Genomic DNA, 21,700 nt, shown 5'->3' with positions numbered 1-21,700 from the left:
GTTCGCGCCCTCAGTGGGAGTGGCGACCAGATGGATCTCGATTAAGGTACGGGCATGAGCGACGCTCTCCTCAGCTCGGCCATCATGCTTCTTGCGCTCGCCATGTTCGTCAGCGACCGCATCCGGCCCGACGCCGTCGCCTTGATCGTTCTTCTGCTTGCCTGGGTCACCGGACTCGTCAGCCTCGAGGAAGCCCTTGCGGGGTTCGGGTCGCCGGCGGTTCTGATCGTCGCCGCCGTTCTCGTCGTCGGACGGGCGGTGGAGTTTACCGGCGCCGCCCAGGCGATGACGGGCCTCTTCGTCCCGCGCTCACGCTTCGCCAGCATTCGCATCGGCGGCGTCCTCCTGATGGGTACCTTGCTGTCCGCCTTCATGAACAACATCGCCGCACTGGCCATTACCATGCCGATCGCCCTCACCATCGCTCGGGAGCACAAACTGCCGGCCGGTGCGGTGCTGATGCCGCTGGCCTTCGCGACCATCCTTGGCGGAATGACGACCCTGATCGGAACGCCGGCCAACCTGATCATTTCGTCGATCCGCGAAGATCGCGTGGGACAGCCCTTCGGGATGTTCGACATGACTCCGGTCGGGGCGGCGCTCGCGGCCGCGGGCCTGCTCTACCTGATGATCTTCGGCTGGCGGCTCGCGCCGCGCCGCGAAGGACAGACCGAAGACGGCGCCAACAATCGCGTTCTCACGTTCGAACTCGGCCTGCCGATGGCCGCGTTCCAGGGCCAGATGCGCGTCTCCTCGGTGCGCGCTTCCCTTCGCGATGCGGGGGCGGTGCTTCTCGCCGTCATCCGGAACGGTCAGCGGGCCAGGCTGGAAAATGACGCGCTCCTTTTCCACGACGACCGCTTGCTCGTGATGAGTCGCGACTATCCCTGGCAGGTGGCGGAAAAAGCCGGCTTCTTCTCCGACGTTGCCGAGCGCGACGATGCCGAGACGGCGCATGTCTCGGTCATTCACGGCTCGTCGCTGATCGGCCAGGATTATGGCGCGATCGGTGCCCGAACCCGCGGGGCCGTCGAACTCATCGCGGCCGGTCCTCGCGCTGCCCGGCTGAAGCGGCCGCTTCACACGAACCTGATCCGCGCCGGCGACCAGCTCTTTCTCCGCGGCGAGCCGGAGATGCTGGCCCAGCTGATCCGGCATGCCCGGCTGCTCGAAGTGGATCGCGACAGTCCGCCGGTTCGGCCCGGACGCCCGGCTCTTCTCGTCGTCGGCATCTACGGCGCTTCTGTCCTGCTGGCGGGGCTTGGCGTGGACACGACCGCCGCCTTCATGGCGGCCGCCCTGCTGATCTGTTTGCTCCAGTTGCTCCCCGCGGAGGAGGCCTACCGATCGATCGACATTCCGGTTCTGATCCTTCTTGCCGGAATGATCCCGGTCGGTCGGGCGTTCAACGAAGCTGGCGGCAGCGAGGCGATCGCCGGAGTCCTGAGCTGGCTGCTGGCGGATTCCTCGCTCTTCGTGATGCTTGCCGTGATCGTCGGCGCGACGATGATCCTCACCGTCTTTCTCAACAATATCGCGACGGCACTGGTCATGGCTCAGGTTGGAGTGGAGGCGTCGACGGCCCTGGGGATCAATCCGGACGCGGCCCTCCTGGCCGTACTGATCGGCTCGTCCTGCGACTTCCTGACGCCGATCGGACACCAGAACAACCTGATCGTGATGCGACCCGGCAATTATCGCTTCACCGACTATCCCAGGGTCGGCGCCCCCTTGTCCGTTCTGGCGATCGTCGTCACCGCCTATGTGTTGAGCCGCCTTTATGGCTGAGCTCCTGCCGCTCCTTCGAGCGACCGCTCGTCCCCTGCTCGATTTCGCCCTGCCGCCGCGATGCCCGGGCTGCGGGTCGATCATCGATGAACCGCATCGGTTCTGCCTCGATTGCTGGTCGCAGCTGGACTTTCTCGGACCTCCATGCTGCGCGCGATGCGCCCAGCCGTTCGGCTTCGAAAGCGAGGAGGAGGCGCTCTGCGGCGGCTGTCTTGCCGAGCCCCCGGCATTCGACAGACTGCGCGCGGCAGTCGCCTATGACGAAACCGCCCGGCGGGTCGTGCTCAAGCTGAAATATGGCGGACGGCCCGGTGTGGCGGCGACGATTGCCAGATTCATCGAGCGGCATTTCGAACCTGACGGCGCGCTTCTGGCACCAGTTCCGCTGCACCGATGGAGAATCTGGCGCCGGGGCTACAATCAGGCCGCCCTGATCGCCTCCGCGCTTGCGCGGCGAAGAGGGGGCGAGGTTCGGCTCGACCTGCTGGAGCGGCTGAAGGCAACTCCGCCGCTCAAGGGCCTGGGCCCGCGCGAGCGCAACGAGGCGTTACGCGGCGCGTTTCGGGTTTCAAGGAAGCTTCAGGCGGAGGTGCGCGGCCGGAGGATCATCCTGGTGGACGATGTATATACCAGCGGGGCCACCGCCAATGCCTGTGCCCGGGTGCTGAAGCGTGCCGGAGCGGCCGAGGTCGAGCTTCTATGCTGGGCCAGGGTCGTTCGAAGCAGGGAACATTGACAAGGCGAGGGCTCGCCCTCACTTGCCGCGAAGGAAAGCAGGGCATGGCAAGGGTCGAAATCTACACCAAGCTATTCTGTGGCTATTGCACGCGCGCCAAGCAGCTGCTGGCGGCGAAGGGCGTGGCTTTTGATGAATTTGACATCACGATGGGCGGTCCCAAGCGGGCGGAAATGCTGCAGCGGGCCAATGGCCGGTCGACCGTGCCGCAAATCTTCATTGACGATCGCCATATCGGCGGGTGCGACGACCTGCTGGAACTCGATCGCTCCGGCCGACTCGAACCCCTGTTGAGCGCCGAATGAAGATTGCACTGTTTCAGGCGCAGACGGGTACCGATCCCGACGCGAACGCGGCCGAGCTGGTCCGCCGGATCGAAGAGGCAGCGGCGGGCGGCGCGAAGATGCTGTTCACTCCGGAGATGAGCGGTCTGCTGGATCGCGACCGCCAGCGCGCTGGACCGAAACTTCGGACCGAGGCTGAAGATCGGGTCCTAGCCGCCGTTCGCGATGCCGCCGGACGAACCGGCATCTGGGTTCATGTCGGGTCGCTTGCGCTCCTGACCCGGGAAGGGGACAAGCTTGCCAACCGGGGCTTCGTGATTGACGGTCAGGGGCAGATCCGGGCCCGCTACGACAAGATGCACCTGTTCGACGTCGACCTCGCGACCGGCGAGAGCTGGCGGGAGTCCGCGGCCTATTGTGGCGGGGAGCGCCCCGTGCTCGTCGACACGCCGCTCGGCCCGCTCGGCCTTGCCATCTGCTATGATCTGCGCTTCGCCGGCCTGTTTTCGAGGCTCAGCGACGCCGGCGCCACACTGTTCAGCATTCCCGCGGCCTTCACGGTCCCGACCGGCGAGGCCCATTGGCACGTTTTGCTCCGTGCCCGCGCGATCGAGGCGGGGGTGTTCGTGATCGCAGCGGCCCAGACCGGGCGGCACGAGGATGGTCGTGAAACCTTCGGTCATTCGCTCGTCGTCGACCCCTGGGGCACTGTCCTTCTGGACATGGGACGGGACCCCGGACTGGGCTTCGTCGAGATCGATCCTGCCGCCGTGGATGAAGTTCGCAGCCGATTGCCGGCAATCCGCCACCGCCGTTCGATCCCTGAGCCGGAGCATGTCGTTGCGTCCATCGGTCCGGCGACAGCGCCTCGGTCGGAAGCCGGGGAGGGGGCGATCGCGGGCCAATGATCGTCTTCGATCTCCGATGTTCTCCGGGCGGTCATGTCTTCGAGGCCTGGTTTGGCTCCAGCGCGGATTATGAAGACCAGCAGGCAAGGAGTCTGGTATCCTGTCCGATCTGCGGATCCGGGCAGGTCGCCAAGGCGCCGATGGCGCCGCGGGTCGGCGGACGGGGCGAAGCGCCTGCCGATCTTCCGCCGGAGACGGTCAAGGCGATGCTCGCGCAAATGGCGCTGCTTCAGAAGAAGCTGCTGGAGAAGAGCGACTATGTCGGCGACCGCTTTCCGGATGAGGCACGGGCCATTCACCTCGGCGAGGCGGAAGCGCGGGCGATCCACGGCAAGGCGACGATCGCCGATGCGGAAAGCCTGATCGAGGAGGGCGTCCCGGTGTCGCCGCTCCTTTTTCCCTATGCCGAACCGGGCGAGGAGAATTGACCCCCGAGGCGGGTTCAGCCAATGATCCGGTTGCCGTGTTTCCTGGACATGGCTAGGCAGTGTGGTCACTGCCTAGCCGATCATCCTTTGAGAGGATGGCCCCGTAGCTCAGCAGGATAGAGCAACTGATTCCTAATCAGTAGGCCACAGGTTCGAATCCTGTCGGGGTCACCAATCTCGCTTCTTTCGACCTTCGGGAGTTCATATGGCGGACAGAGGCGAACCGGTGGACGGAGATCTGGTGCGTAAGGCGCCCGAGGTCGCCGTGCCCGAAGATGTACAGGATGCGGTTCGGACCCTGATCCGCTGGGCGGGTGACGATCCCGACCGGGAAGGTCTTCTGGACACCCCGCGGCGGGTAGCCCGCGCCTGGCGGGAATATGCCCGAGGCTATGCCGAGGACCCGGCTCATCATCTCAGCCGGACGTTCGAGGAAGTCGGCGGCTATGACGAGATCGTCCTGCTCAAGGACATTCCCTTCCAGTCGCACTGCGAGCACCATCTGGCGCCGATCATCGGCAAGGCGGCGATCGCCTATCTGCCGAGCCATCGCGTGGTCGGGATATCGAAGCTTGCCAGGGTGCTGCACGGCTTCGCCCGTCGGCTCCAGGTGCAGGAGCGGCTTACCGCCCAGGTCGCCGACTGCATCTGGGAGCATCTCCAGCCGCAAGGGGTCGCGGTCGTGATCGAGGCGAGCCACGCCTGCATGACCGCACGAGGGGTTTCGACGCCAGGGGTGATGATGACGACGAGTCGGATGATGGGCGTGTTCCGGGACGACGAGCGCAGCCGCCGCGAGGTGCTCGCCCTGATGGGCTATTGATGAGGATCGTTCCGCTGGTGGCGGCGTCGCTGCTTCTGGCGGGCTGTGACCGATCCCATCAGGAGGCGCAGACGGCACCGGACATCAATCAGATCGAGCGGCTTTCCACCCCGAGCGTGGAGAAGGCGGACCCCTCCGCCTCGATTCGTCTTCAACCCCTGTCGACGGAAGATGTCGAGCGGGAGGGGCTCAGTGGGGCGGGTTGCCATTTCAGCGTTGACGGGCGCTTGCTGCTGGCAAGCGTCGGAAGCGATGCGGTGGCGCGGGTCGGCGGCGAGCTTCGCCACTTCGTTCCTTCGGCTCCGGTCGGAATTTCGGGCGGCTTTTTCGAGGATCGCCAGATCAGCATCAGTATCGGCCGGACCAAGCGCGAGGAACAACGGATGGAGGAGCTTCGAAGCTGGCCCGCTCGGCTGACCGTTACCAATCGGCGGACCCAGAGACAGCAGGAGTTCCGGGGCGTTTGGAGCTGCGGCGCCTGAGGTGAAAGCGAGGAACGGGATGGCAGAGCAAGCAACGCCGATACGGCGGGTCGTCATGGCGAGCATGATCGGCACCACGATCGAGTGGTACGACTTCTTCCTCTACAATTCCGCCGCTGCCTTGATCTTCAACCGCCTGTTTTTTCCGGACTATGAACCACTGACCGGGACTCTTCTCGCGTTTGGGACCTATGCCTTGGGGTTCGCCGCGCGTCCGCTCGGCGGAATCGTGTTCGGTCATTTCGGTGACCGGATCGGCCGCAAGCGCCTGTTGATGCTGAGCCTGATCCTGATGGGCGTGGCAACGGTGCTGATCGGGCTTCTACCGACCTACGAGACGATCGGCATCTGGGCGCCGATCGCCTTGATCCTGTTGCGCCTGACCCAGGGTTTCGCGGTCGGTGGGGAATGGGGCGGAGCGGTGCTGATGGCGGCGGAGCATGGCGACTCTGCCCGGCGGGGCTTCTGGGCAAGCTGGCCCCAGGCGAGCGTTGCCGCCGGCTTCCTGCTTTCCGCCGGAATGCTCGCTGTCGTCGATCAGTCGCTCAGCGAGGCCGATTTCCTCGCCTGGGGCTGGCGGATCCCGTTCCTCGCCTCGATCGCACTCGTGCTGGTCGGCTGGTATATCCGCAACCGCGTCGGCGAGAGCCAGTTGTTCGAGCAGTCGATCGAAGAGAACCAGGCGCCGCCGAAGCTTCCCGCGATCGAGGTGTTCCGGGAACGACCGAAGGCGGTCCTGCTCGGTGCCGGACTTCGCGTCGGCGAGAACATCTCCTACTACATCCTCACCGCCTTCTCACTGACCTTCCTGGTTCAGATCTCGACGGAAAGTCGGGCGCTCGCGCTCAATGCGCTGCTCGTCGGCGCCGCCGTGCAATTCTTCGCGATCCCGCTTTTCGCGCTTCTGTCGGATCGCATCGGTCGTCGCTGGGTCTATGCTTTCGGCGGGTTCGGCCTCGCCGCCTGGAGCTTCGCCTTGTTCCCGCTGCTCGCCAGCGGTGACGAACTCTCGATCATCTTCGCCCTTGTCGTAGGTCTCGTTCTCCACGGGGCGATGTACGGACCACAGGCGGCAATGATCGCGGAGCTCTTTCCGACGCGGATCCGCTATTCGGGGGCCTCCATCGCCTATCAGCTCACCGCCATATTTGCGGGATCGCTGGCACCGATGATCGCTCTCGCTTTGTACGACAGCTATGGTTCGGCCACGCCTGTGGCAGTTTATGTCGGAATCGCCTGCGCGATCAGCGGCATGTCCGCGCTTCTCGCTCGGGAAACCAAGGGGATCGAGCTCGCCAAGATCAAGTGAAGCCAACCCGACAACGGGCCCGTTGGCCAAGAAAAAGGCCGCCGCTCGGGTGAGCGGCGGCCTTTGATCGACAGAGTATCGGACGCGATCAGGCGGCGCTTGCGGCTTCGCCCTCGTCGGAACCGCTCTCGCGCGTTCCTGCGATGTCGCCGGGTTCGGCATTGGGGTCGCGCTCCTCGGTGAAGCCCGCGACATCCTTTTCGAACATCTGGGCCATCACGTCGACGCCCTGCGCCTGAAGCTCGGCCTCTTCGGGCGAGCGGGCGATGTTGACCTGGATGGTGACCGAGACTTCTGGATGAAGCGCGATCTTTACGTCCTGGACACCGATCGACTTGATCGGCCGATCGAGAACGATCTGGTTCTTGGCGACCTTGTGGCCTTCGGCCTCGAGCGCTTCGGCGAGATCGCGGGCGGAAACGGATCCGTAGAGCTGGCCGGTATTTGAGGCCTGCCGGATCAACTGGAGCTTCAGCCCGTCGACCTTCTTGGCGTCCTTTTCGGCAGCCGAACGCCGTTCGGCATTCTGCGCTTCGATCTTTTCGCGATTGGCCTCGAACACCTTCCGGTTGGCGTCGTTGGCGCGAAGCGCCTTGCCGCGCGGGAGAAGGAAGTTGCGGGCATAGCCGTTCTTCACCTTCACCACGTCACCGATGGTGCCGAGTTTCTCGATTCTTTCGAGCAGGATGACTTCCATGGCGCTGCCTCCTTACTTCACGACATAAGGCAGCAGGCCGAGATGGCGGGCGCGCTTGATGGCGCGCGCGAGCTCGCGCTGCTTCTTGGTGGACACCGCGGTGATGCGGCTGGGGACGATCTTGCCGCGCTCAGAGACGAAGCCCTGGAGAAGCCGTACATCCTTGTAATCGATCTTGGGGGCGTCCTTGCCCGAGAAGGGGCAGCTCTTGCGCCGGCGGAAAAATGGACGTGCCATGTCTTATGCTCCTCGCTCAGGCTTCGACTTCGTCGCGACGCCCGCGACTACCCCGGTCGCCTCGGTCACCCCGGTCGAAGCGATCGCCGCGCTCGTCGTCGCCGCGGCGCTTGTCGCGATCGCCGCGCCGCATCATCACCGACGGGCCCTGCTCGTGGGCGTCGACCTTGATGGTCATGTAGCGGATGACGTCTTCGTTGATCTGGGTCTGACGTTCCAGCTCGGCCACCACATTTGCCGGGGCCTCGAAGTCGAGCGCGACATAATGCGCCTTGCGGTTCTTGGCGATGCGATAGGCGAGGTTCCTGAGACCCCAGGTCTCGGTCCTGACGACCCGACCGCCATTGCTCTCGATGATGTTGGTGGCGTTTTCCGCCAGCGCATCGACCTGGGCCTGGGCCAGGTCCTGACGCGCGAGAAAGACATGCTCGTAAAGCGGCATGCGTTCGCGTTCCTTTTCTTTGGCCGATCGCTGACGCCGCCCAATGCGGACGCCCCTCCGGCTGTCGTCTAAAAGCAAAGCCGAGGCTGAAGGCAGCGCCTTCGCCCCGGACCTGGGCCACATGGCGAAGAAGCGGGTGAAAATCAACCCCGACTTGCACTTGAGCGCTCCGCTGGCTTACCAGCCGCCGCGACAGGAGGACAGGCATGCGGGCATTCATCTTTCCCGGTCAGGGCAGCCAGGCGGTCGGCATGGGAAAGGCGCTTGCCGAAGCGAGCGCCGATGCACGGGCCGTTTTCGAAGAAGTGGACGAGGCGCTCAAGCAAAGGCTGTCGCGGCTGATGGCCGAGGGACCCCAGGACGAGCTCACTCTCACCGAGAATGCCCAGCCGGCGATCATGGCGAATGCGATCGCGACCTTGCGGGCATCCGGTATCGACCTGGCCGCCAAGGCCAATTTCGTCGCCGGCCACTCGCTGGGCGAATATTCCGCCCTTTGCGCGGCCGGTGCGATCGACCTCGGGACGACGGCTCGACTGCTCAAGCGAAGAGGTCAGGCGATGCAGGCCGCGGTGCCGGTCGGGCAGGGCGCAATGGCGGCCTTGCTGGGCGCCAGCGTGGAAGTTGCGCAGCAGGTGGCGGAGGCCGCCGCGCAGGGTGAAGTCTGCACCGTGGCCAACGATAACGATCCCTCCCAGGTCGTGATTTCGGGCCATCGCGGCGCGATCGAACGCGCGGTCGAAGTCGCCAAGACGAAGGGCGCCAGGCGAGCCGTTCTGCTGCCCGTTTCCGCGCCATTCCATTGTTCGCTGATGCAGCCGGCAGCGGATGCGATGGAGCAGGCGCTGGCCGAGGCAGCGGTCGCTGCTCCGCTTGTGCCTCTCTACGCAAATGTCACGGCGGCGCCTGTCCAGGATCCGGACGAGATCCGGCGGCTGCTCGTCGAGCAGGTGACGGGGATGGTGAGGTGGCGGGAAAGCATGGCCGCGATGTTCGAGGGCGGAGTGACCCATTTCGTCGAGTTCGGCGCCAAGGTGCTCGGGCCGATGGTCAAGCGGATCGCCCCCGATGCCAAGGTCACGAGCGTCGTCACCCCCGACGATATCGACTCCCTGATGAAGGAGATTTGAGAGATGTTCGACCTCAGCGGCATGACCGCGCTGGTTACCGGCGCTTCGGGCGGGATCGGATCGGCGATCGCCAAAGCGCTGGCGGAACGCGGGGCAAGGCTCGCCGTCTCGGGCTCGAACGCGGAGAAACTCGATGCGTTCGCGGCTCAGCTTGGCAATGATCATGTCGCGCTCGCGTGCAACCTGGCGGATGGCGCGGCCGTCGACAAACTGGTGCCGCAGGCAGTGGAAGCATTGGGCCAGCTCGACATCCTGATCAACAATGCCGGGGTGACCCGCGACAATCTGGCGATGCGGATGAAGGACGAGGAATGGTCCCAAGTCATTCAGGTCAATCTCGAGGCCGCCTTTCGCCTCGCCCGAGCCGCCCTCAAGCCGATGATGCGGGCCCGCTTCGGCCGGATCATCTCGATCACCTCCGTGGTCGGCACCACCGGCAATCCCGGTCAGGCGAACTATGCCGCGTCCAAGGCAGGCCTGGTCGGCATGTCAAAGGCCCTCGCACAGGAGGTGGCGAGTCGCGGAATAACCGTGAATTGCATCGCCCCGGGCTTCATCCGCTCGGCCATGACGGAGGTGCTGCCCGAGGCTCAAAAAGAGGCCCTGCTTGGCCGGATTCCTGCCGGCAAGCTGGGTGAGGGGGATGATGTCGCCGCCGCGGCGGTTTATCTTTCCAGCCGAGAGGCCGGGTACATCACCGGGCAGACCCTGCACGTGAATGGCGGAATGGCGATGATCTGAGTCGGGGCAGACTCGCCTCGTCCAGCGTCGCCGCCCGTCTTGCCGACACAATCAGGACGATCACGGCCGTCCCCAGACCCACCGGCAGGAGCAGTGCCTCTGCTGCCTGGCGCGCGAAGATCGGCGCCGCCCAGACAAAGGCCAACAGGCTTTTTTCATAGCTGAGGAAGCCTCGCTTCAAGCCATCCGCCACCAGGAACGCGACCGCCATTCCGAGCGGCACGAAATCGTAGTCGAGAACATAGGGCGTGCAGATGAGCGCAGCGGCAATGACTGCGGCGTTGCGCAAAGGCGGGCCGGCCCGGGCTGCGACCCACAGGGACGTGCCCGCCGCAAGGATCGCCGCCCCGATCTGTACCGAATAGCCGATGGCGACGCTCGCGCCCCACATTCGCATCGTCGCGAACGGACTCTGAATCTTCTGCCATCCGGTTTCTCCGGCTTCGATCACCACCGTCTGGGTGAGCTCGAGCGACTGGAGGAACGCGAACCAGACTGGCCACCCCCAGATGAGGAAGGTCAGCGCAATCAGTGAGCAGGATGACAGCGCGGCTCCGGCGAAGGCCTTCCAGTTGCGCATCACGATCAGGAGCGGCGGGATCAGCAGCGCGAATTGCGGCTTGTAGACGAGGCAGCCGAGTAGGATGCCGGCAAGCATAGGATGTCGGTCGAGGAACATCAGGCCCCCGCCGAGCAGAACGGCGGTGAGAAAGCCGTTATGGCCATGGCCGAGGCAGACCAGGACGATCGGCGCGGCCAGGCCGAGCAACAATGTATCGCGATGCGGAACGATCTTGCGCAGCACGATCGCTGCGACGCCGAGGGTGGACGCCTGCCAGGCGACGAGTGCGGCCGTGTAGGGCAGAACGGCCAGCAACGCGGCGACGAGAAGGAAGGGAGGGGGATAGTGCCAGCCGTAGAAGTTGACGCCCTTACCGTGGACCTGCTGCTGAACTTCATAATGCCGCGGCCATTCCCACGCTTCGGCGGCTTCCCCGCGCAGAGCCATCTGGCCCGCCGTCCACACATTGGAAAAATCCGTGCCGAGCGGGCGACCAAAGCGGTCGAGCGTGCCGGTGCTCGTCGCGAAGAGGTACAGCACGACCAGAAGCGTCGCCGACCCACAGATCAGGGCGACCGCGCGCATCCGATCGCGGGTCAGCCATGATCCGTCGGCAATTCGAGCGAGCATGAAGCGTTCCCTGCCGCCAAAGGCGGTAAGAAGGCGTTAAAGATGGCCGATCGGGTCGCGCAGGCGCATGTCGGGGCCTTGCGCACGGCCCCGCCATGCGGCTAGGGCGGTGGCAACGAAAAGATGCCTCTAGGGAAAGGTGAACTATGAGCGAGACGGCCGAACGCGTTAAGAAGATCGTGGTCGAGCATCTGGGCGTCGAAGGTGACAAGGTCACCGAGGAAGCGAGCTTCATCGACGATCTCGGCGCCGACAGCCTCGACATCGTCGAACTCGTTATGGCGTTCGAGGAAGAGTTCGGAGTCGAGATTCCGGACGACGCGGCCGAGAAGATCTCGACCGTCAAGGATGCGATCGACTATATCGAGCAGAACAAGGCCTGAGGCTGATTCAGGGCCCCTCCGCCCGTCCGGCGGTGAGCGAGCCGATGGTTGTAAAAGCGGCTCCCCGTCCTAGGTCGGGGGGCCGTTCGTCTATTCAGCGATCGTCTATTCAGCGTTCGTCTATTCAGGGAGTGAAGGCATGCGCCGTGTCGTGGTCACCGGTCTCGGGCTCGTAACGCCGCTCGGCGGGGACGTCGAAACCAGCTGGAAGAATATCCTCGCCTCAAAGAGCGGCGCGGGTCGGATCACCAAGTTCGATCCGGAAGATTATGCCTGCAAGATTGCCTGCGAAGTGAAGCGGGCAGATCACGAATATGGCTTCGATCCATCGAAGCGGGTTGATCACAAGGTTCAGCGCCAAGTCGATCCGTTCATCGTCTACGGTATCGATGCCGCCGGTCAGGCCCTGGAGGATTCGGGGCTCACCGACATGAGCGATGAAGAACGTTACCGGGCGGGCGTTTCGATCGGCTCCGGAATCGGCGGCCTTCCCGGCATCGAAAGTGAATCGCTCGTCCTCCATGAAAAGGGTCCGCGCCGGGTGAGCCCGCATTTCGTGCACGGCCGGCTCATCAACCTCATTTCCGGCCAGGTTTCGATCAAATATGGCCTGATGGGCCCCAACCATGCGGTGGTCACCGCCTGTTCGACCGGTGCGCACTCGATTGGCGACGCGGCCCGGATGATCGCAATGGACGATGCCGACGTCATGCTTGCGGGAGGCGCCGAGGCGGCGATCTGCCCGATCGGGATCGCCGGCTTCGCCCAGGCGAGAGCCTTGTCGACGAATTTCAACGATCAGCCTGAACGCGCCAGCCGGCCCTATGACCAGGACCGGGACGGGTTCGTCATGGGCGAGGGTGCGGGCGTGGTCGTGCTCGAGGAATATGAACGCGCCAAGGCGCGCGGCGCGAAGATCTATGCCGAAGTGGTCGGCTATGGCCTGTCGGGCGATGCCTATCACGTCACCGCTCCGCATCCGGAAGGGGCAGGGGGCTATCGCGCAATGGAGATGGCGCTGAAGCGTGCGCGCCTGGATCCGATCGACATCGATTATATCAATGCTCACGGCACCTCGACTCCGCTCGGCGACGAACTGGAGCTGGGCGCGGTTCGTCGCCTGTTCGGCAACGCCGTTTCCGAACTTTCGATGAGCTCGACCAAGTCGGCGATCGGCCATCTGCTTGGCGGGGCCGGAGCGGTGGAGGCGATTTTCTGCATCCTCGCCCTTCGCGACCAGATCGTGCCGCCCACTCTGAACCTGGATAATCCCGGTGAGGGCACTGCTGGTGTCGATCTCGTGCCCCATGTCGCCAAGGAGCGAAAGGTCAGGGCGGTGATCAACAACAGCTTCGGCTTCGGCGGCACCAATGCCAGCCTTGTCATGAAAGCGGTTTAAGCCGTTTTCATGAAGCGAGGGCTGCTTTCCCTGCTGATTGCGGCAGCGCTGCTGGTTCTTGCCGCCGGGACCGGAATCTGGCTGCTCTGGGCCGGACCCGGGCCCTATTCCGAGCCGAAGACGGTCATTGTCGAACAGGGCTCGAGCGTCGCCCGAGTCGCTGCCCAGCTTGACGAAGCGTCGGTAATCCGCGGTAATGCCACCACCTTCCGCGCCTTCGCCCGGGTGTTCGGAGATCATGCCCCCATTCAGGCCGGCGAGTTCCAACTGCGCCCGGGGATGAGCGCGGCCGCCATCTTGATGCACCTGCAATATGGCCGTCCGGTTCAGCGGCTGGTGACGATCCCGGAAGGGATGCCATCGGTTCTGGTCCACGAACGGCTGATGCGTGTTCCCTATCTTGCCGGCACGATCGATGTTCCGGTGGAGGGGTCGGTGCTTCCGGACAGCTACAGCTACCGGCGCGGCGAAAGCCGGGCGGCTGTGCTGGCGCGAATGCAGCAGGCGATGCGCCGGGAGCTGTCTCGCCTCTGGGCTCAGCGCAGCCCAAGCACAGCAGTGGTCAGCCCCGAAGCCGCGATCATCCTTGCCTCGATTGTCGAGAAGGAGACGGGGAAGCCATCGGAGCGGCGGATGATCGCAGGCGTCTACAGCAATCGTCTTCGTCGCGGAATGCCGCTCCAGGCAGATCCGACCGTCATCTATCCGATCACGAGAGGGAGGCCGCTCGGCCGCCGGATTCGCCAGTCGGAGCTGCGCGCCAACAACGGCTACAATACCTATGCGGCACCGGGACTCCCGATTGGACCGATCGCCAATCCAGGGCGGGAGTCGATCGCGGCCGTTCTCAACCCGGCGCAGACGAACGCACTCTACTTCGTCGCGGACGGCACCGGCGGGCATGTCTTCGCCGAGACGCTCCAGGAGCATAATGCCAACGTCCAGCGATGGTATGCAATCAGGCGAGCGCGAGGCGATATGTGATCCTGGGCCGCGGCTGATCACGGCCGCAGGGTAAGCCCGACGCCGTGTCGGTCGGCTTCGCTATGGCTGAAGTCGCCGCCGCTCCACCGGATGGGAAGCCTCGATCACGGTCAGCGGCTCGACCGTTACCTTTCCCGCCAGCCGGCTCGCATGGATCAGCAGCAGGTCGTCGATCATCATCCCGGCCCCGCCGTCGAAAAGGACGATGTCGCCGCGACGCGCCGGGTCGCCTGCACTCACCGTCTCGCCGACATTGCGAAGCTGCTCGGCAAGCCGCGGCGCCGGAAGTCCGCACAGGCTGAGCGCAAGCTGGATCAGCCCGCCACTGTCGATGCCATGGAAACTGCGGCCGCCGGAGCGATAGGGAGTTCCCATCAGCCGCTCGGCAACGAGCACCGGATCCTCGTCATGCTCGTCGATACGCCGCAAATGGCTCAACGAGACGCAGCCATATTCGGTCGTCAGGCAGGCGCCATGTTCCTCGCCATGGAGTCGCGCCCCCATCGGCAGGCTGGCAAGGACCGGAGAGGTCACACGGTCGTCAGCGGCGACGGGCGCCCACTTTTCGCAGACGATATGGGTCGTGACGCTCGGAGCGGTCAGTTCGATCGCCTCGACATAGCCGACGACGTGATCGGCACAGCAATAGCCCCAGGCCCAGCCGCCGGCATATTCGAGAACTGCAAAACTCTCGCCGGGGAGTAGTTCGGAAATGGGCTCGCCTTCCGCGGTCGGGCCCGGCCACACGAAGGTTGGAATGGCGCCGCAACCGCGTACCAGCGGCCGGGCATAATGGGGCGCGATGATCTGTCCGGCCAAGGCGATATCGGCCAGGTCGCGGCGATAGGCGTTCAGCCGTGGATCGAGCGGCAGTGAAGGGCCGGTCAGTCCGAACCTGTCATCCGTGCTGGAGGAGAAAGGATCGCTCTTTGGCTGGCTTTCGGCCGGCGCCGTCCTGCTCGAGATTGCGTTCAAAACCTTCAAGGAATTCCTGCCCAGTGCTGGTTCTGGCGACGAAGACGTTGCGCCGGTCGGTTTCGTCGCGGACGCGGCGGAGATAGCCGAGCGAGCCCAGCGTGTTCAAGGCACGCGTGATCACCGGCTTGGAGACTCCGAGGATATTGGCAAGCCCTCGAACCGTGTGCGGCCCCGGTGTCAGATACACCAGCAGCATCAGCGCCATTTGTCGATTGGTGAGATCGGGTTGACCGGAGCGAACATAGTTGATCAGCGTGTGCATCCAGCTTTTCAAGGCTTGGTTGGCCACGGCTAAGCTCCGATTCTGATGAAATTTCTGACGTTTCGGCTGGTAAACCAGCAAGCGCCGCTTTCGTTTCCCCGATTGTGGCAAAAGCGAGAAAAATCGTTACGGCTCAGCGTACGTAGCGGCTGCGCAACACCTCCCAGGCGGAACGCAGGCCAAGTGCCTCGCCACCTTTGGGTCGTCCCGGTTTGGCGGAACTCCGCCACGCGAACGTATCGAGGTGAGCCCAGGCAATTCCCTCGGGGACGAATTTCTGCAGGAAGAGGGCGGCCGTCACGGCGCCCGCCATCGGTGCTTCCGAGACGTTTCCGAGATCGGCCAGGTCGGAGGCGAGCATCTCCTCATAGGGCTTCCAAAGCGGCATCCGCCACAGCGGGTCGGCGACGGCGGTGCCGGCGCTGAGCATGTCGTGCGCCAGCGCATCGTCGTTCACGAACAGGGCAGGCAGATCGGGGCCCAAGGCTACTCGGGCGGCGCCGGTCAGGGTCGCATAGTCGATGATGAGTTCCGGTCGGCGGTCGCCATCGCCCTCCGCGGCCCGGCTAAGCGCGTCCGCCAGGATCAATCTCCCCTCCGCATCGGTATTGCCGATCTCGACCGTCAGGCCCTTTCGGCTCTTCAATATGTCGCCTGGTCGGAAGGCGCCGCCGGAAATGGCATTTTCCACGGCGGGGATCACCAGGTGGAGCCGCACCGGAAGATTGGCTTTCATGACGAGTCGAGCGAGTGCGAGCGCGTGGGCAGCCCCGCCCATGTCCTTTTTCATCAGCCGCATCCCCGAAGACGGCTTGATGTCGAGCCCACCGGAATCGAAGCAGACGCCCTTGCCCACCAGCGCGAGCCGGGGGTGTCTCTGATCGCCCCATTCCAGTTCGATCAGACGTGGCGCGCGCTCGGATGAGGCGGCGGCGCCGACTGCCGCGACCATTGGGAAATCGCTTTCCAGACTGGCGCCAACGACGATTTGCGTTCGGGCGCCGAATTCCTCGCCGACCTCTTCGACTGCGGCGCCCAGTTCAGCAGGGCCGAGATGGTTCGCCGGCAAGTTGACGAGGTCGCGCACCAGGCAGTTGCTCTCAGCGACAGCGACGGTCTCATCGATTTTCGCGGGCTCGTCGGTGAGAAGAATCCGCCGGCCCTTGCTGTCTTTCTTGTCCTTGTACCGATCGAAACGATACTGGCCGAGCAGCCAGCCGAGCGCAGCCGGGCCGGGCCCTCGGCCGGCAACCCGGTAGGTTCCCTCCGGGAGGACTTCGGCCGCCTTGGCAAGGCACCATGGGCTGAGCGCCTCGATATCGGCCACTCCGACGAGCGCAGACCAATCGTCGTGGCCGCCTCGCGCCTGTCCGTCGCCGGGGAAGATCGCGACCTGGAAAGGATCGCCCTTGACGCCCTGAGCCTGAACTGTCTGGCGAACCCGGTCGGGTTGATCCTTCAGCCACTTCTCGAAGCTCTTCCGGTCGACGAGGTGAAGCGCGGTTGCTGGCTGATTGCGGTCGGGCTGGAGCAATGCGGCGATTTCTGTCATGTCTTAACCCTATCGGATGCAGGGGGGGCGTTCAAATGCCGGCTGTCCGCGCATTGCTTCTTTCGATGATCCTGCTGCTTGGTGGCTGCAGCATGCGTTCGGCTCTGAACGCCCTGACGTCGCCGGAGGATCGGGCGTTTGCCGAGCAGATGGTCCAGAACCTTCGGCAGGGCAACGAGCGCTGGCTGCGCGAGCGCTTCCAACCCGATCTGTGGGAGCAGAGCGCCAAGCTGATCGGACAGGTGCCCGATCTCTACCCGAATGTTCCGGGGACCACGGAGATCGTCAGCTTCAACGTTTCGACCCGAATGGTGAATGGACGCAGCGAGCGCGACCGTCAGTTCACACTCGTGACTCATGGCGGCGGGCGATGGACCGTAACGACCTTTCGCACCTATTCGGATGGGGGGCCCGACAAGGTTGTGCAATGGAACGTGACTCCACACAGCACCGCTCCGCCCGAACTCGCCATGATCGAGGCCTGGGACCGGATGCTGCCTTGGATCTGGGCCGGGATTCTGCTCGGGCTACTGGCCGCTGGCGCCCTCATCTACTGGCTAGTGCGTCGAAGCCGGCGAAGGCAGGCCGCTCGATCCTAGTTCAACGGGCAGCCGTAAAGGTCGTGCTCGTCGGCATCTTCGATCAGAACTGAGACGATGTCTCCCGAGCTCACACCGGTCGAGTCGCGCAGGTGGACCTCACCATCGATTTCCGGGGCGTCCGCCTTGGAGCGACCCGTCGCTCCGCCTTCTTCATCGACCGCATCGATGATGACGTCGATGGTTCGGCCGATCTTCGCTCGAAGCTTGGCTGCCGAAATGGCAGCGCTCTTCGCCATGAAGCGAGCGTAGCGCTCTTCCTTGACCTCCTCAGGCACCGCTCCGGGAAGGCCGTTGGCGGCGGCGCCCTTGACCGGCTCGAAGCGGAAGGCGCCGACTCGGTCGAGCTGTGCCTCGTCAAGCCAGTCGAGCAGATACTCGAAATCCTGGTCAGTCTCACCAGGAAAACCGACAATGAAGGTCGAGCGGATCGCGATTTCGGGGCAGACCTCGCGCCACCCGCGGATCCGCTCGAGCACCTTGGCCTCGTTCGCCGGTCGTCTCATCGCCTTCAGCACGTTCCGCGATGCGTGCTGGAAGGGGATGTCGAGATAGGGAAGGACCAGACCTTCCGCCATCAGCGGGATCACCTGGTCGACGTGCGGGTAGGGATAAACGTAGTGAAGCCGCACCCACGGAGCGATTCGGCCGAGCTCCCTAGCCAGTTCGGTCATGTTCGGAACGATCTCGCGGCCCTGCCAGAGACGGGGTTGCTTGCGGATGTCGACGCCGTAGGCCGAGGTGTCCTGGCTGATGACCAGCAACTCCTTGGTGCCGGCCGCGACGAGCTTTTCCGCCTCGCGCAGAATGGCATCCGGGCGGCGGCTGACCAGATCCCCGCGAAGTGAGGGAATGATGCAGAAGGCACAGCGGTGATTGCAGCCTTCGGAGATCTTGAGATAGGAATAGTGGCGCGGTGTCAGCTTCAGGCCGGCATCGGGGACCAGGTTCAGGTAGGCGGAGGGCGGCATTGGCGCGGCGACGTGAACGGCCCCGACCACCTCCTCATATTGGTGGGCCCCGGTGATCGCCAGCACGTCCGGGAATCGCTCCCGAATGGCTTCGGCTTCCTTGCCCATGCAGCCGGTGACGATGACCCGTCCGTTCTCGGCGATCGCCTCGCCGATGGCCTCCAGGCTCTCTTCCTTTGCGGAATCAAGAAAGCCGCAGGTATTGACGAGAACCACGTCGGCCCCGGCATAGTCGGGCGACATCTGATAGCCGTCAGCTCGCAGCTTGGTCAGGATGCGTTCCGAATCGACAAGATTCTTCGGACAGCCAAGCGAGACCATGCCGACTTTCGGCGGGGAAGGGAGCTCCAGTTCCATGGGAGCGGGCGACATAGTGCGCGCCCTCCGAATTTCCTAGAGGCTGTGCGTCGTCGCGCTCCCGCACGCGTTGACGGCTCATGCGTCCAAATCTCCACCCGCGCCTGATCAATGGCCGCTTCGGCGATCCAGGCCTGTTCGTCGAAATGCTTCATCGCCGAGGTGCGCTCCTGTTCGATCTTGGCGACCTTTCGTCCCTTTCGCCCCGCGACCTTCTGCGCGTGACTCACGTCTTCGTCACTCACACGCACATGGATCATTTCGTCGGCTTCGATGCCTTGCTTCGAGTCTCGGTCGGGCGCGACAAGACGATCCGAATGGTGGGCCCGGCCGGCTTCTGCGACCGGGTGCAGCACAAGCTGCTGGCTTATGAATGGGATCTGGTCGAGCGCTACGAGGCCGACCTGGTCTTCGAAGTGACCGAATTGCACGAGTGCGGCCAGACCCGTTTCGCACGCTTCCGATTCAAGGGCCGGTTCGCCCGGGAGGGACAATCGGAGGCACGAGCCATGGAAGGGCTGGTCGCAGCCGAGGATGGGTTCGAAGTTCGGGCTGCTGTCCTTGAGCATCACGGTCCAAGCCTGGGCTTCGCTGTTGCCGAGCCGTTCCATGTGAATGTGTGGCGTAATCGCCTTCAGGAACTCGGCCTCCCGACGGGTTCGTGGCTCCAGGAGCTGAAGCGGGCAGTCCTCGAGGGGAGGCCCGATGAGACGGAACTCAGTCTCCCCGATCGCGGCCCGGAGCGGCTCGGGGCCCTTCGACATCTGGTCAGCCTGAGCCAAGGGCAGAAGCTCGTCTATGTCACGGACGTTGCAGACAGCCCGCGCAACCGCGAGGCGATCGTTCAACTGGCGCGGCGAGCGGACCTGCTCTTCATCGAGTCGCGCTTCGCCGAGTCGGACTGGCGTGCGGCGCGTGAACGCGCGCATCTCACAACGCGTGCAGCCGGAGAAATCGGCCGTTCGGCGGGCGTACGTCGGATCGAACCCTTTCACTTTTCGCCCCGTTACGAGGACGAGGCGGCGATGATCTCCGAGGTCGAAAGGGCTTTCCGGGGAACCGACGGGCCTCAGGCGTGCGAGGCCGTATAGTGGGCGGTGCCCGACTTTTGCGGCAGTTCCGCTTCGGATCGAAGACTTGGGACGATTTCGATTATCCGATCGCCCGCTTCGATGCTCTTGCAGCCGGGTTCCCAATAGCCAATCGGCCTGCCCTGGCGATAGAGTCGAACGCCAAGACCCGTCGTTATGGCCGCGAGCGGCTTCCCATATTCTTCGGGGCGTGCATCCCGTTCCGCCAGACGAACCCGACCGTGGGTGGAGGCGAGATCGGCCAGATAGTCGGCGATGTTCGGGCCATGGGCGGACCCGGCCAGCAGCAGCCCGGCAAAGCTCACCGGATTGATCACCGTGGTTGCTCCGGCCTGGCGAGCCAGCAGCTCGTTGTCCTCGGCGCGGACCGCCACGCTGATCCGCAGGTTCGGCGCGAGGTGCCGCCCCGTGAGGCAGATGAGGATCGACGTATCGTCGCGACCGGCGGAAACGATCATCACCCGGGCTTCCCGGATCCGGACCGCCTCCAGAGTCTTGTCTCGTGTCGCGTCGCCCTCAAGGACGGCGCAGCCGAGCGATTCTGCCGCTTCGAGCGCCTCTTCGTCGGGGTCTATCACAACGATGCAGGACGGATCGGTGCCGCGAGCAAGCAGTTCCGCCACCGTCTCGGATCCGCTCGTTCCATATCCCGCGACGACGATATGATCCTTCAACCGTTTCTGGATTTGCGCCATCACCCACCTGTTCCAGGTTCGTCGAAGCACGAACTGATAGGCCGTGCCGAGAAAGATCAAAACGAAGAAGATCCGGATCGGAGTGACGATCAGCGCGTCGAACGTGCGGGTATGATCGTCGATCGGGACGATGTCGCCATAGCCCGTCGTCGTGATGCTCACCATCGTGAAATAGATCACGTCGCTGAAGCTGACATGATCGTCGAGATTGTCGCGAAGCCCGTCCCGCTCGAACCAGTGGACGGCAATGACGAAGACGAGGAGCGCCGAAACCAGAGCGAGACGCCAGCCGATCTGCACCCAGGGCGGGGTGCGCGACTTGCGTCGGAGCGTCAGCAGGTCCGGACCTGCGACGCGGACGCTCATTGGCGATAATGCCCGGCGAGGCCCTCGAGGGACGGCTCGTGGGTAAGGTCGAGGTGAAGGGGCGTGACTGCAATGAATCCGTCAGCAATCGCTTCGAGGTCGGTCGTATGTCCTGGAGTTTGGAGGACCGGCCTCAGGCCGAACCAGTAATAGTCGAATCCGCGCGGATCGGTGCGCTGGACGATCCGGAGGCGCCCGTAGTCGCGAATGCCCTGGCGAACGACGCGAATGCCCTTGATCGCGCTTGGTGCCAAAGCGGGAAAATTGACATTGATGAGCGTCCGAGGCGCCATCGGCGTTCCGATCAGCGGCCGAAGCACTTCGTCGGCCCAGGCCTCGGCGGCCTCGAAGGGATGCGCGGAGGGCATTCGAGCGACGGTATCGCCCATCCCCTCTTTGGCAAATCCCTGGCTCAGAGCAATCGACGGAATGCCCGCCAGCGCCCCCTCCATCGCCGCTGAAACCGTGCCGGAATAGGTGACGTCCTCGCCCAAATTGGCGCCGCGATTGACTCCGGAGAGGATCAGATCGGGCGGATCGTCCTTCATGATCTGGGCGATGGCCATCATCACGGCGTCGGTGGGAGTCCCGGTGACGCAGAACCGGCGCTCGCCCAGTTTCCTCAAGCGGATCGGCAGACTGAGCGTCAAGGAGTGGCCGGCGCCGGACTGTTCCTCCGTCGGCGCGACGATCCAGATGTCGTCGGAAAATTCGCGAGCGATTTTCTCCAGCACCTTGAGGCCGGGCGCATTCACGCCGTCGTCATTCGTGAGGAGGATGCGCATCGCGTCTCTCATAAGGCGGGTCTGGCGCGAGGCAAGGTCCACTCGGGCAACATCCTCGGTCCTGCGGCGTTGACCGGCCAT

Annotated in this window: 25 protein-coding genes and 1 tRNA gene; 16 read left to right on the top strand and 10 right to left on the bottom strand. The window is 64.2% G+C overall.

Annotation, left to right across the window (positions count from 1 at the left end; all coding sequences use genetic code 11):
- Positions 1-54 precede the first annotated feature (54 nt).
- The 9 genes from ACRYLT_RS15585 (at position 55) to ACRYLT_RS15545 (ending at position 6,758) form a co-directional block, all read left to right on the top strand.
- Positions 55-1,788 carry an SLC13 family permease gene (locus tag ACRYLT_RS15585; protein WP_482664995.1) on the top strand — a complete coding sequence of 578 codons (1,734 nt, stop codon included), beginning with the start codon at positions 55-57 and terminating at the stop codon, positions 1,786-1,788.
- Positions 1,781-2,524: a ComF family protein gene (locus tag ACRYLT_RS15580; RefSeq protein ID WP_482664994.1), complete on the top strand. Its 744-nt coding sequence runs from the start codon at positions 1,781-1,783 to the stop codon at positions 2,522-2,524. The genes ACRYLT_RS15585 and ACRYLT_RS15580 overlap by 8 nt, the downstream gene beginning before the upstream one ends.
- A 44-nt stretch (positions 2,525-2,568) precedes the next feature.
- Positions 2,569-2,829, top strand: coding sequence for a glutaredoxin 3 (gene grxC, locus ACRYLT_RS15575; protein WP_482664993.1), 261 nt, complete (start codon positions 2,569-2,571; stop codon positions 2,827-2,829).
- Positions 2,826-3,716: a carbon-nitrogen hydrolase family protein gene (locus ACRYLT_RS15570; protein ID WP_482664992.1), complete on the top strand. Its 891-nt coding sequence runs from the start codon at positions 2,826-2,828 to the stop codon at positions 3,714-3,716. The genes grxC and ACRYLT_RS15570 overlap by 4 nt, the downstream gene beginning before the upstream one ends.
- The gene (locus ACRYLT_RS15565) at positions 3,713-4,144 is read left to right on the top strand and encodes a DUF1178 family protein (protein WP_482664991.1); all 432 of its coding nucleotides are present in this window, start codon (positions 3,713-3,715) and stop codon (positions 4,142-4,144) included. The genes ACRYLT_RS15570 and ACRYLT_RS15565 overlap by 4 nt, the downstream gene beginning before the upstream one ends.
- 97 nt (positions 4,145-4,241) lie before the next feature.
- Positions 4,242-4,318 (top strand) — tRNA-Arg (locus tag ACRYLT_RS15560).
- A gap of 31 nt (positions 4,319-4,349) precedes the next feature.
- Positions 4,350-4,967, top strand: coding sequence for a GTP cyclohydrolase I FolE (folE, locus tag ACRYLT_RS15555; RefSeq protein ID WP_482664990.1), 618 nt, complete (start codon positions 4,350-4,352; stop codon positions 4,965-4,967).
- Positions 4,967-5,449 (top strand): hypothetical protein, encoded by a 483-nt coding sequence (locus ACRYLT_RS15550; RefSeq protein WP_482664989.1) that lies wholly within the window; start codon positions 4,967-4,969, stop codon positions 5,447-5,449. The genes folE and ACRYLT_RS15550 overlap by 1 nt, the downstream gene beginning before the upstream one ends.
- 19 nt (positions 5,450-5,468) lie before the next feature.
- Positions 5,469-6,758 carry an MFS transporter gene (locus ACRYLT_RS15545; protein ID WP_482664988.1) on the top strand — a complete coding sequence of 430 codons (1,290 nt, stop codon included), beginning with the start codon at positions 5,469-5,471 and terminating at the stop codon, positions 6,756-6,758.
- 88 nt (positions 6,759-6,846) lie between these two features.
- Here the strand turns inward: ACRYLT_RS15545 and rplI are convergent, their stop codons facing one another.
- Genes rplI through rpsF form a run of 3 tightly spaced genes read right to left on the bottom strand, consistent with a single transcriptional unit; the run spans position 6,847 to position 8,134 of the window.
- A complete protein-coding gene (gene rplI / locus ACRYLT_RS15540; RefSeq protein WP_482664987.1) occupies positions 6,847-7,455 on the bottom strand; it encodes a 50S ribosomal protein L9 in 609 nt (202 codons plus the stop codon).
- Between the two features lie 12 nt (positions 7,456-7,467).
- Positions 7,468-7,692: a 30S ribosomal protein S18 gene (rpsR, locus tag ACRYLT_RS15535; protein WP_482664986.1), complete on the bottom strand. Its 225-nt coding sequence runs from the start codon at positions 7,690-7,692 to the stop codon at positions 7,468-7,470.
- Positions 7,693-7,708: 16 nt separating this feature from the next.
- Entirely contained in the window at positions 7,709-8,134 is a 426-nt protein-coding gene (gene rpsF, locus ACRYLT_RS15530) for a 30S ribosomal protein S6 (protein WP_482664985.1), read from the bottom strand.
- 206 nt (positions 8,135-8,340) lie between these two features.
- Between rpsF and fabD the strand changes: the two genes are divergently transcribed.
- Together fabD and fabG are read left to right on the top strand one after the other, a co-directional pair.
- Complete coding sequence (gene fabD, locus ACRYLT_RS15525; protein WP_482664984.1) at positions 8,341-9,264, top strand: ACP S-malonyltransferase; 924 nt, start codon at positions 8,341-8,343, stop codon at positions 9,262-9,264.
- Positions 9,265-9,267: 3 nt separating this feature from the next.
- Positions 9,268-10,005, top strand: coding sequence for a 3-oxoacyl-[acyl-carrier-protein] reductase (gene fabG, locus ACRYLT_RS15520; RefSeq protein WP_482664983.1), 738 nt, complete (start codon positions 9,268-9,270; stop codon positions 10,003-10,005).
- Here the strand turns inward: fabG and ACRYLT_RS15515 are convergent.
- Complete coding sequence (locus ACRYLT_RS15515) at positions 9,959-11,197, bottom strand: glycosyltransferase family 87 protein (RefSeq protein WP_482664982.1); 1,239 nt, start codon at positions 11,195-11,197, stop codon at positions 9,959-9,961. The two genes, fabG and ACRYLT_RS15515, sit on opposite strands and share 47 nt — an antisense overlap.
- Before the next feature lie 146 nt (positions 11,198-11,343).
- On the opposite strand from ACRYLT_RS15515, the gene ACRYLT_RS15510 reads away from it, so the two are divergent.
- The 3 genes from ACRYLT_RS15510 to mltG all read left to right on the top strand — a co-directional run bounded on the left by ACRYLT_RS15510 (position 11,344) and on the right by mltG (position 13,963).
- Positions 11,344-11,580 (top strand): acyl carrier protein, encoded by a 237-nt coding sequence (locus ACRYLT_RS15510; protein WP_482664981.1) that lies wholly within the window; start codon positions 11,344-11,346, stop codon positions 11,578-11,580.
- A 139-nt stretch (positions 11,581-11,719) separates the two neighbouring features.
- A complete protein-coding gene (gene fabF, locus ACRYLT_RS15505) occupies positions 11,720-12,979 on the top strand; it encodes a beta-ketoacyl-ACP synthase II (RefSeq protein ID WP_482664980.1) in 1,260 nt (419 codons plus the stop codon).
- Between the two features lie 9 nt (positions 12,980-12,988).
- Positions 12,989-13,963: an endolytic transglycosylase MltG gene (gene mltG, locus ACRYLT_RS15500; RefSeq protein ID WP_482664979.1), complete on the top strand. Its 975-nt coding sequence runs from the start codon at positions 12,989-12,991 to the stop codon at positions 13,961-13,963.
- Positions 13,964-14,023: 60 nt separating this feature from the next.
- Here mltG and ACRYLT_RS15495 read toward each other — a convergent pair whose 3' ends face one another.
- The 3 genes from ACRYLT_RS15495 to ACRYLT_RS15485 form a co-directional block, all read right to left on the bottom strand.
- The gene (locus ACRYLT_RS15495; protein ID WP_482664978.1) at positions 14,024-14,947 is read right to left on the bottom strand and encodes a C40 family peptidase; all 924 of its coding nucleotides are present in this window, start codon (positions 14,945-14,947) and stop codon (positions 14,024-14,026) included.
- A complete protein-coding gene (locus tag ACRYLT_RS15490) occupies positions 14,862-15,203 on the bottom strand; it encodes a MarR family transcriptional regulator (RefSeq protein WP_482665465.1) in 342 nt (113 codons plus the stop codon). The genes ACRYLT_RS15495 and ACRYLT_RS15490 overlap by 86 nt, the downstream gene beginning before the upstream one ends.
- Before the next feature lie 133 nt (positions 15,204-15,336).
- A complete protein-coding gene (locus ACRYLT_RS15485; protein ID WP_482664977.1) occupies positions 15,337-16,755 on the bottom strand; it encodes a leucyl aminopeptidase family protein in 1,419 nt (472 codons plus the stop codon).
- 35 nt (positions 16,756-16,790) lie between these two features.
- Between ACRYLT_RS15485 and ACRYLT_RS15480 the strand changes: the two genes are divergently transcribed.
- Complete coding sequence (locus ACRYLT_RS15480; protein ID WP_482664976.1) at positions 16,791-17,354, top strand: hypothetical protein; 564 nt, start codon at positions 16,791-16,793, stop codon at positions 17,352-17,354.
- Here the strand turns inward: ACRYLT_RS15480 and rimO are convergent.
- Positions 17,351-18,682, bottom strand: coding sequence for a 30S ribosomal protein S12 methylthiotransferase RimO (gene rimO, locus ACRYLT_RS15475; protein ID WP_482665464.1), 1,332 nt, complete (start codon positions 18,680-18,682; stop codon positions 17,351-17,353). The two genes, ACRYLT_RS15480 and rimO, sit on opposite strands and share 4 nt — an antisense overlap.
- A gap of 80 nt (positions 18,683-18,762) precedes the next feature.
- On the opposite strand from rimO, the gene ACRYLT_RS15470 reads away from it, so the two are divergent.
- Positions 18,763-19,773 carry a ribonuclease Z gene (locus tag ACRYLT_RS15470; protein ID WP_482664975.1) on the top strand — a complete coding sequence of 337 codons (1,011 nt, stop codon included), beginning with the start codon at positions 18,763-18,765 and terminating at the stop codon, positions 19,771-19,773.
- Here the strand turns inward: ACRYLT_RS15470 and ACRYLT_RS15465 are convergent.
- Entirely contained in the window at positions 19,752-20,834 is a 1,083-nt protein-coding gene (locus ACRYLT_RS15465; RefSeq protein ID WP_482664974.1) for a potassium channel family protein, read from the bottom strand. The two genes, ACRYLT_RS15470 and ACRYLT_RS15465, sit on opposite strands and share 22 nt — an antisense overlap.
- Positions 20,831-21,619 carry a 5'/3'-nucleotidase SurE gene (surE, locus tag ACRYLT_RS15460; RefSeq protein ID WP_482664973.1) on the bottom strand — a complete coding sequence of 263 codons (789 nt, stop codon included), beginning with the start codon at positions 21,617-21,619 and terminating at the stop codon, positions 20,831-20,833. Before surE ends, ACRYLT_RS15465 begins: the two co-directional genes overlap by 4 nt.
- Positions 21,620-21,700: the final 81 nt, after the last annotated feature.

This window comes from Sphingosinicella sp. SM1-17, from assembly GCF_056821765.1.
This window is presented reverse-complemented; position numbering and strand designations above follow the sequence as displayed.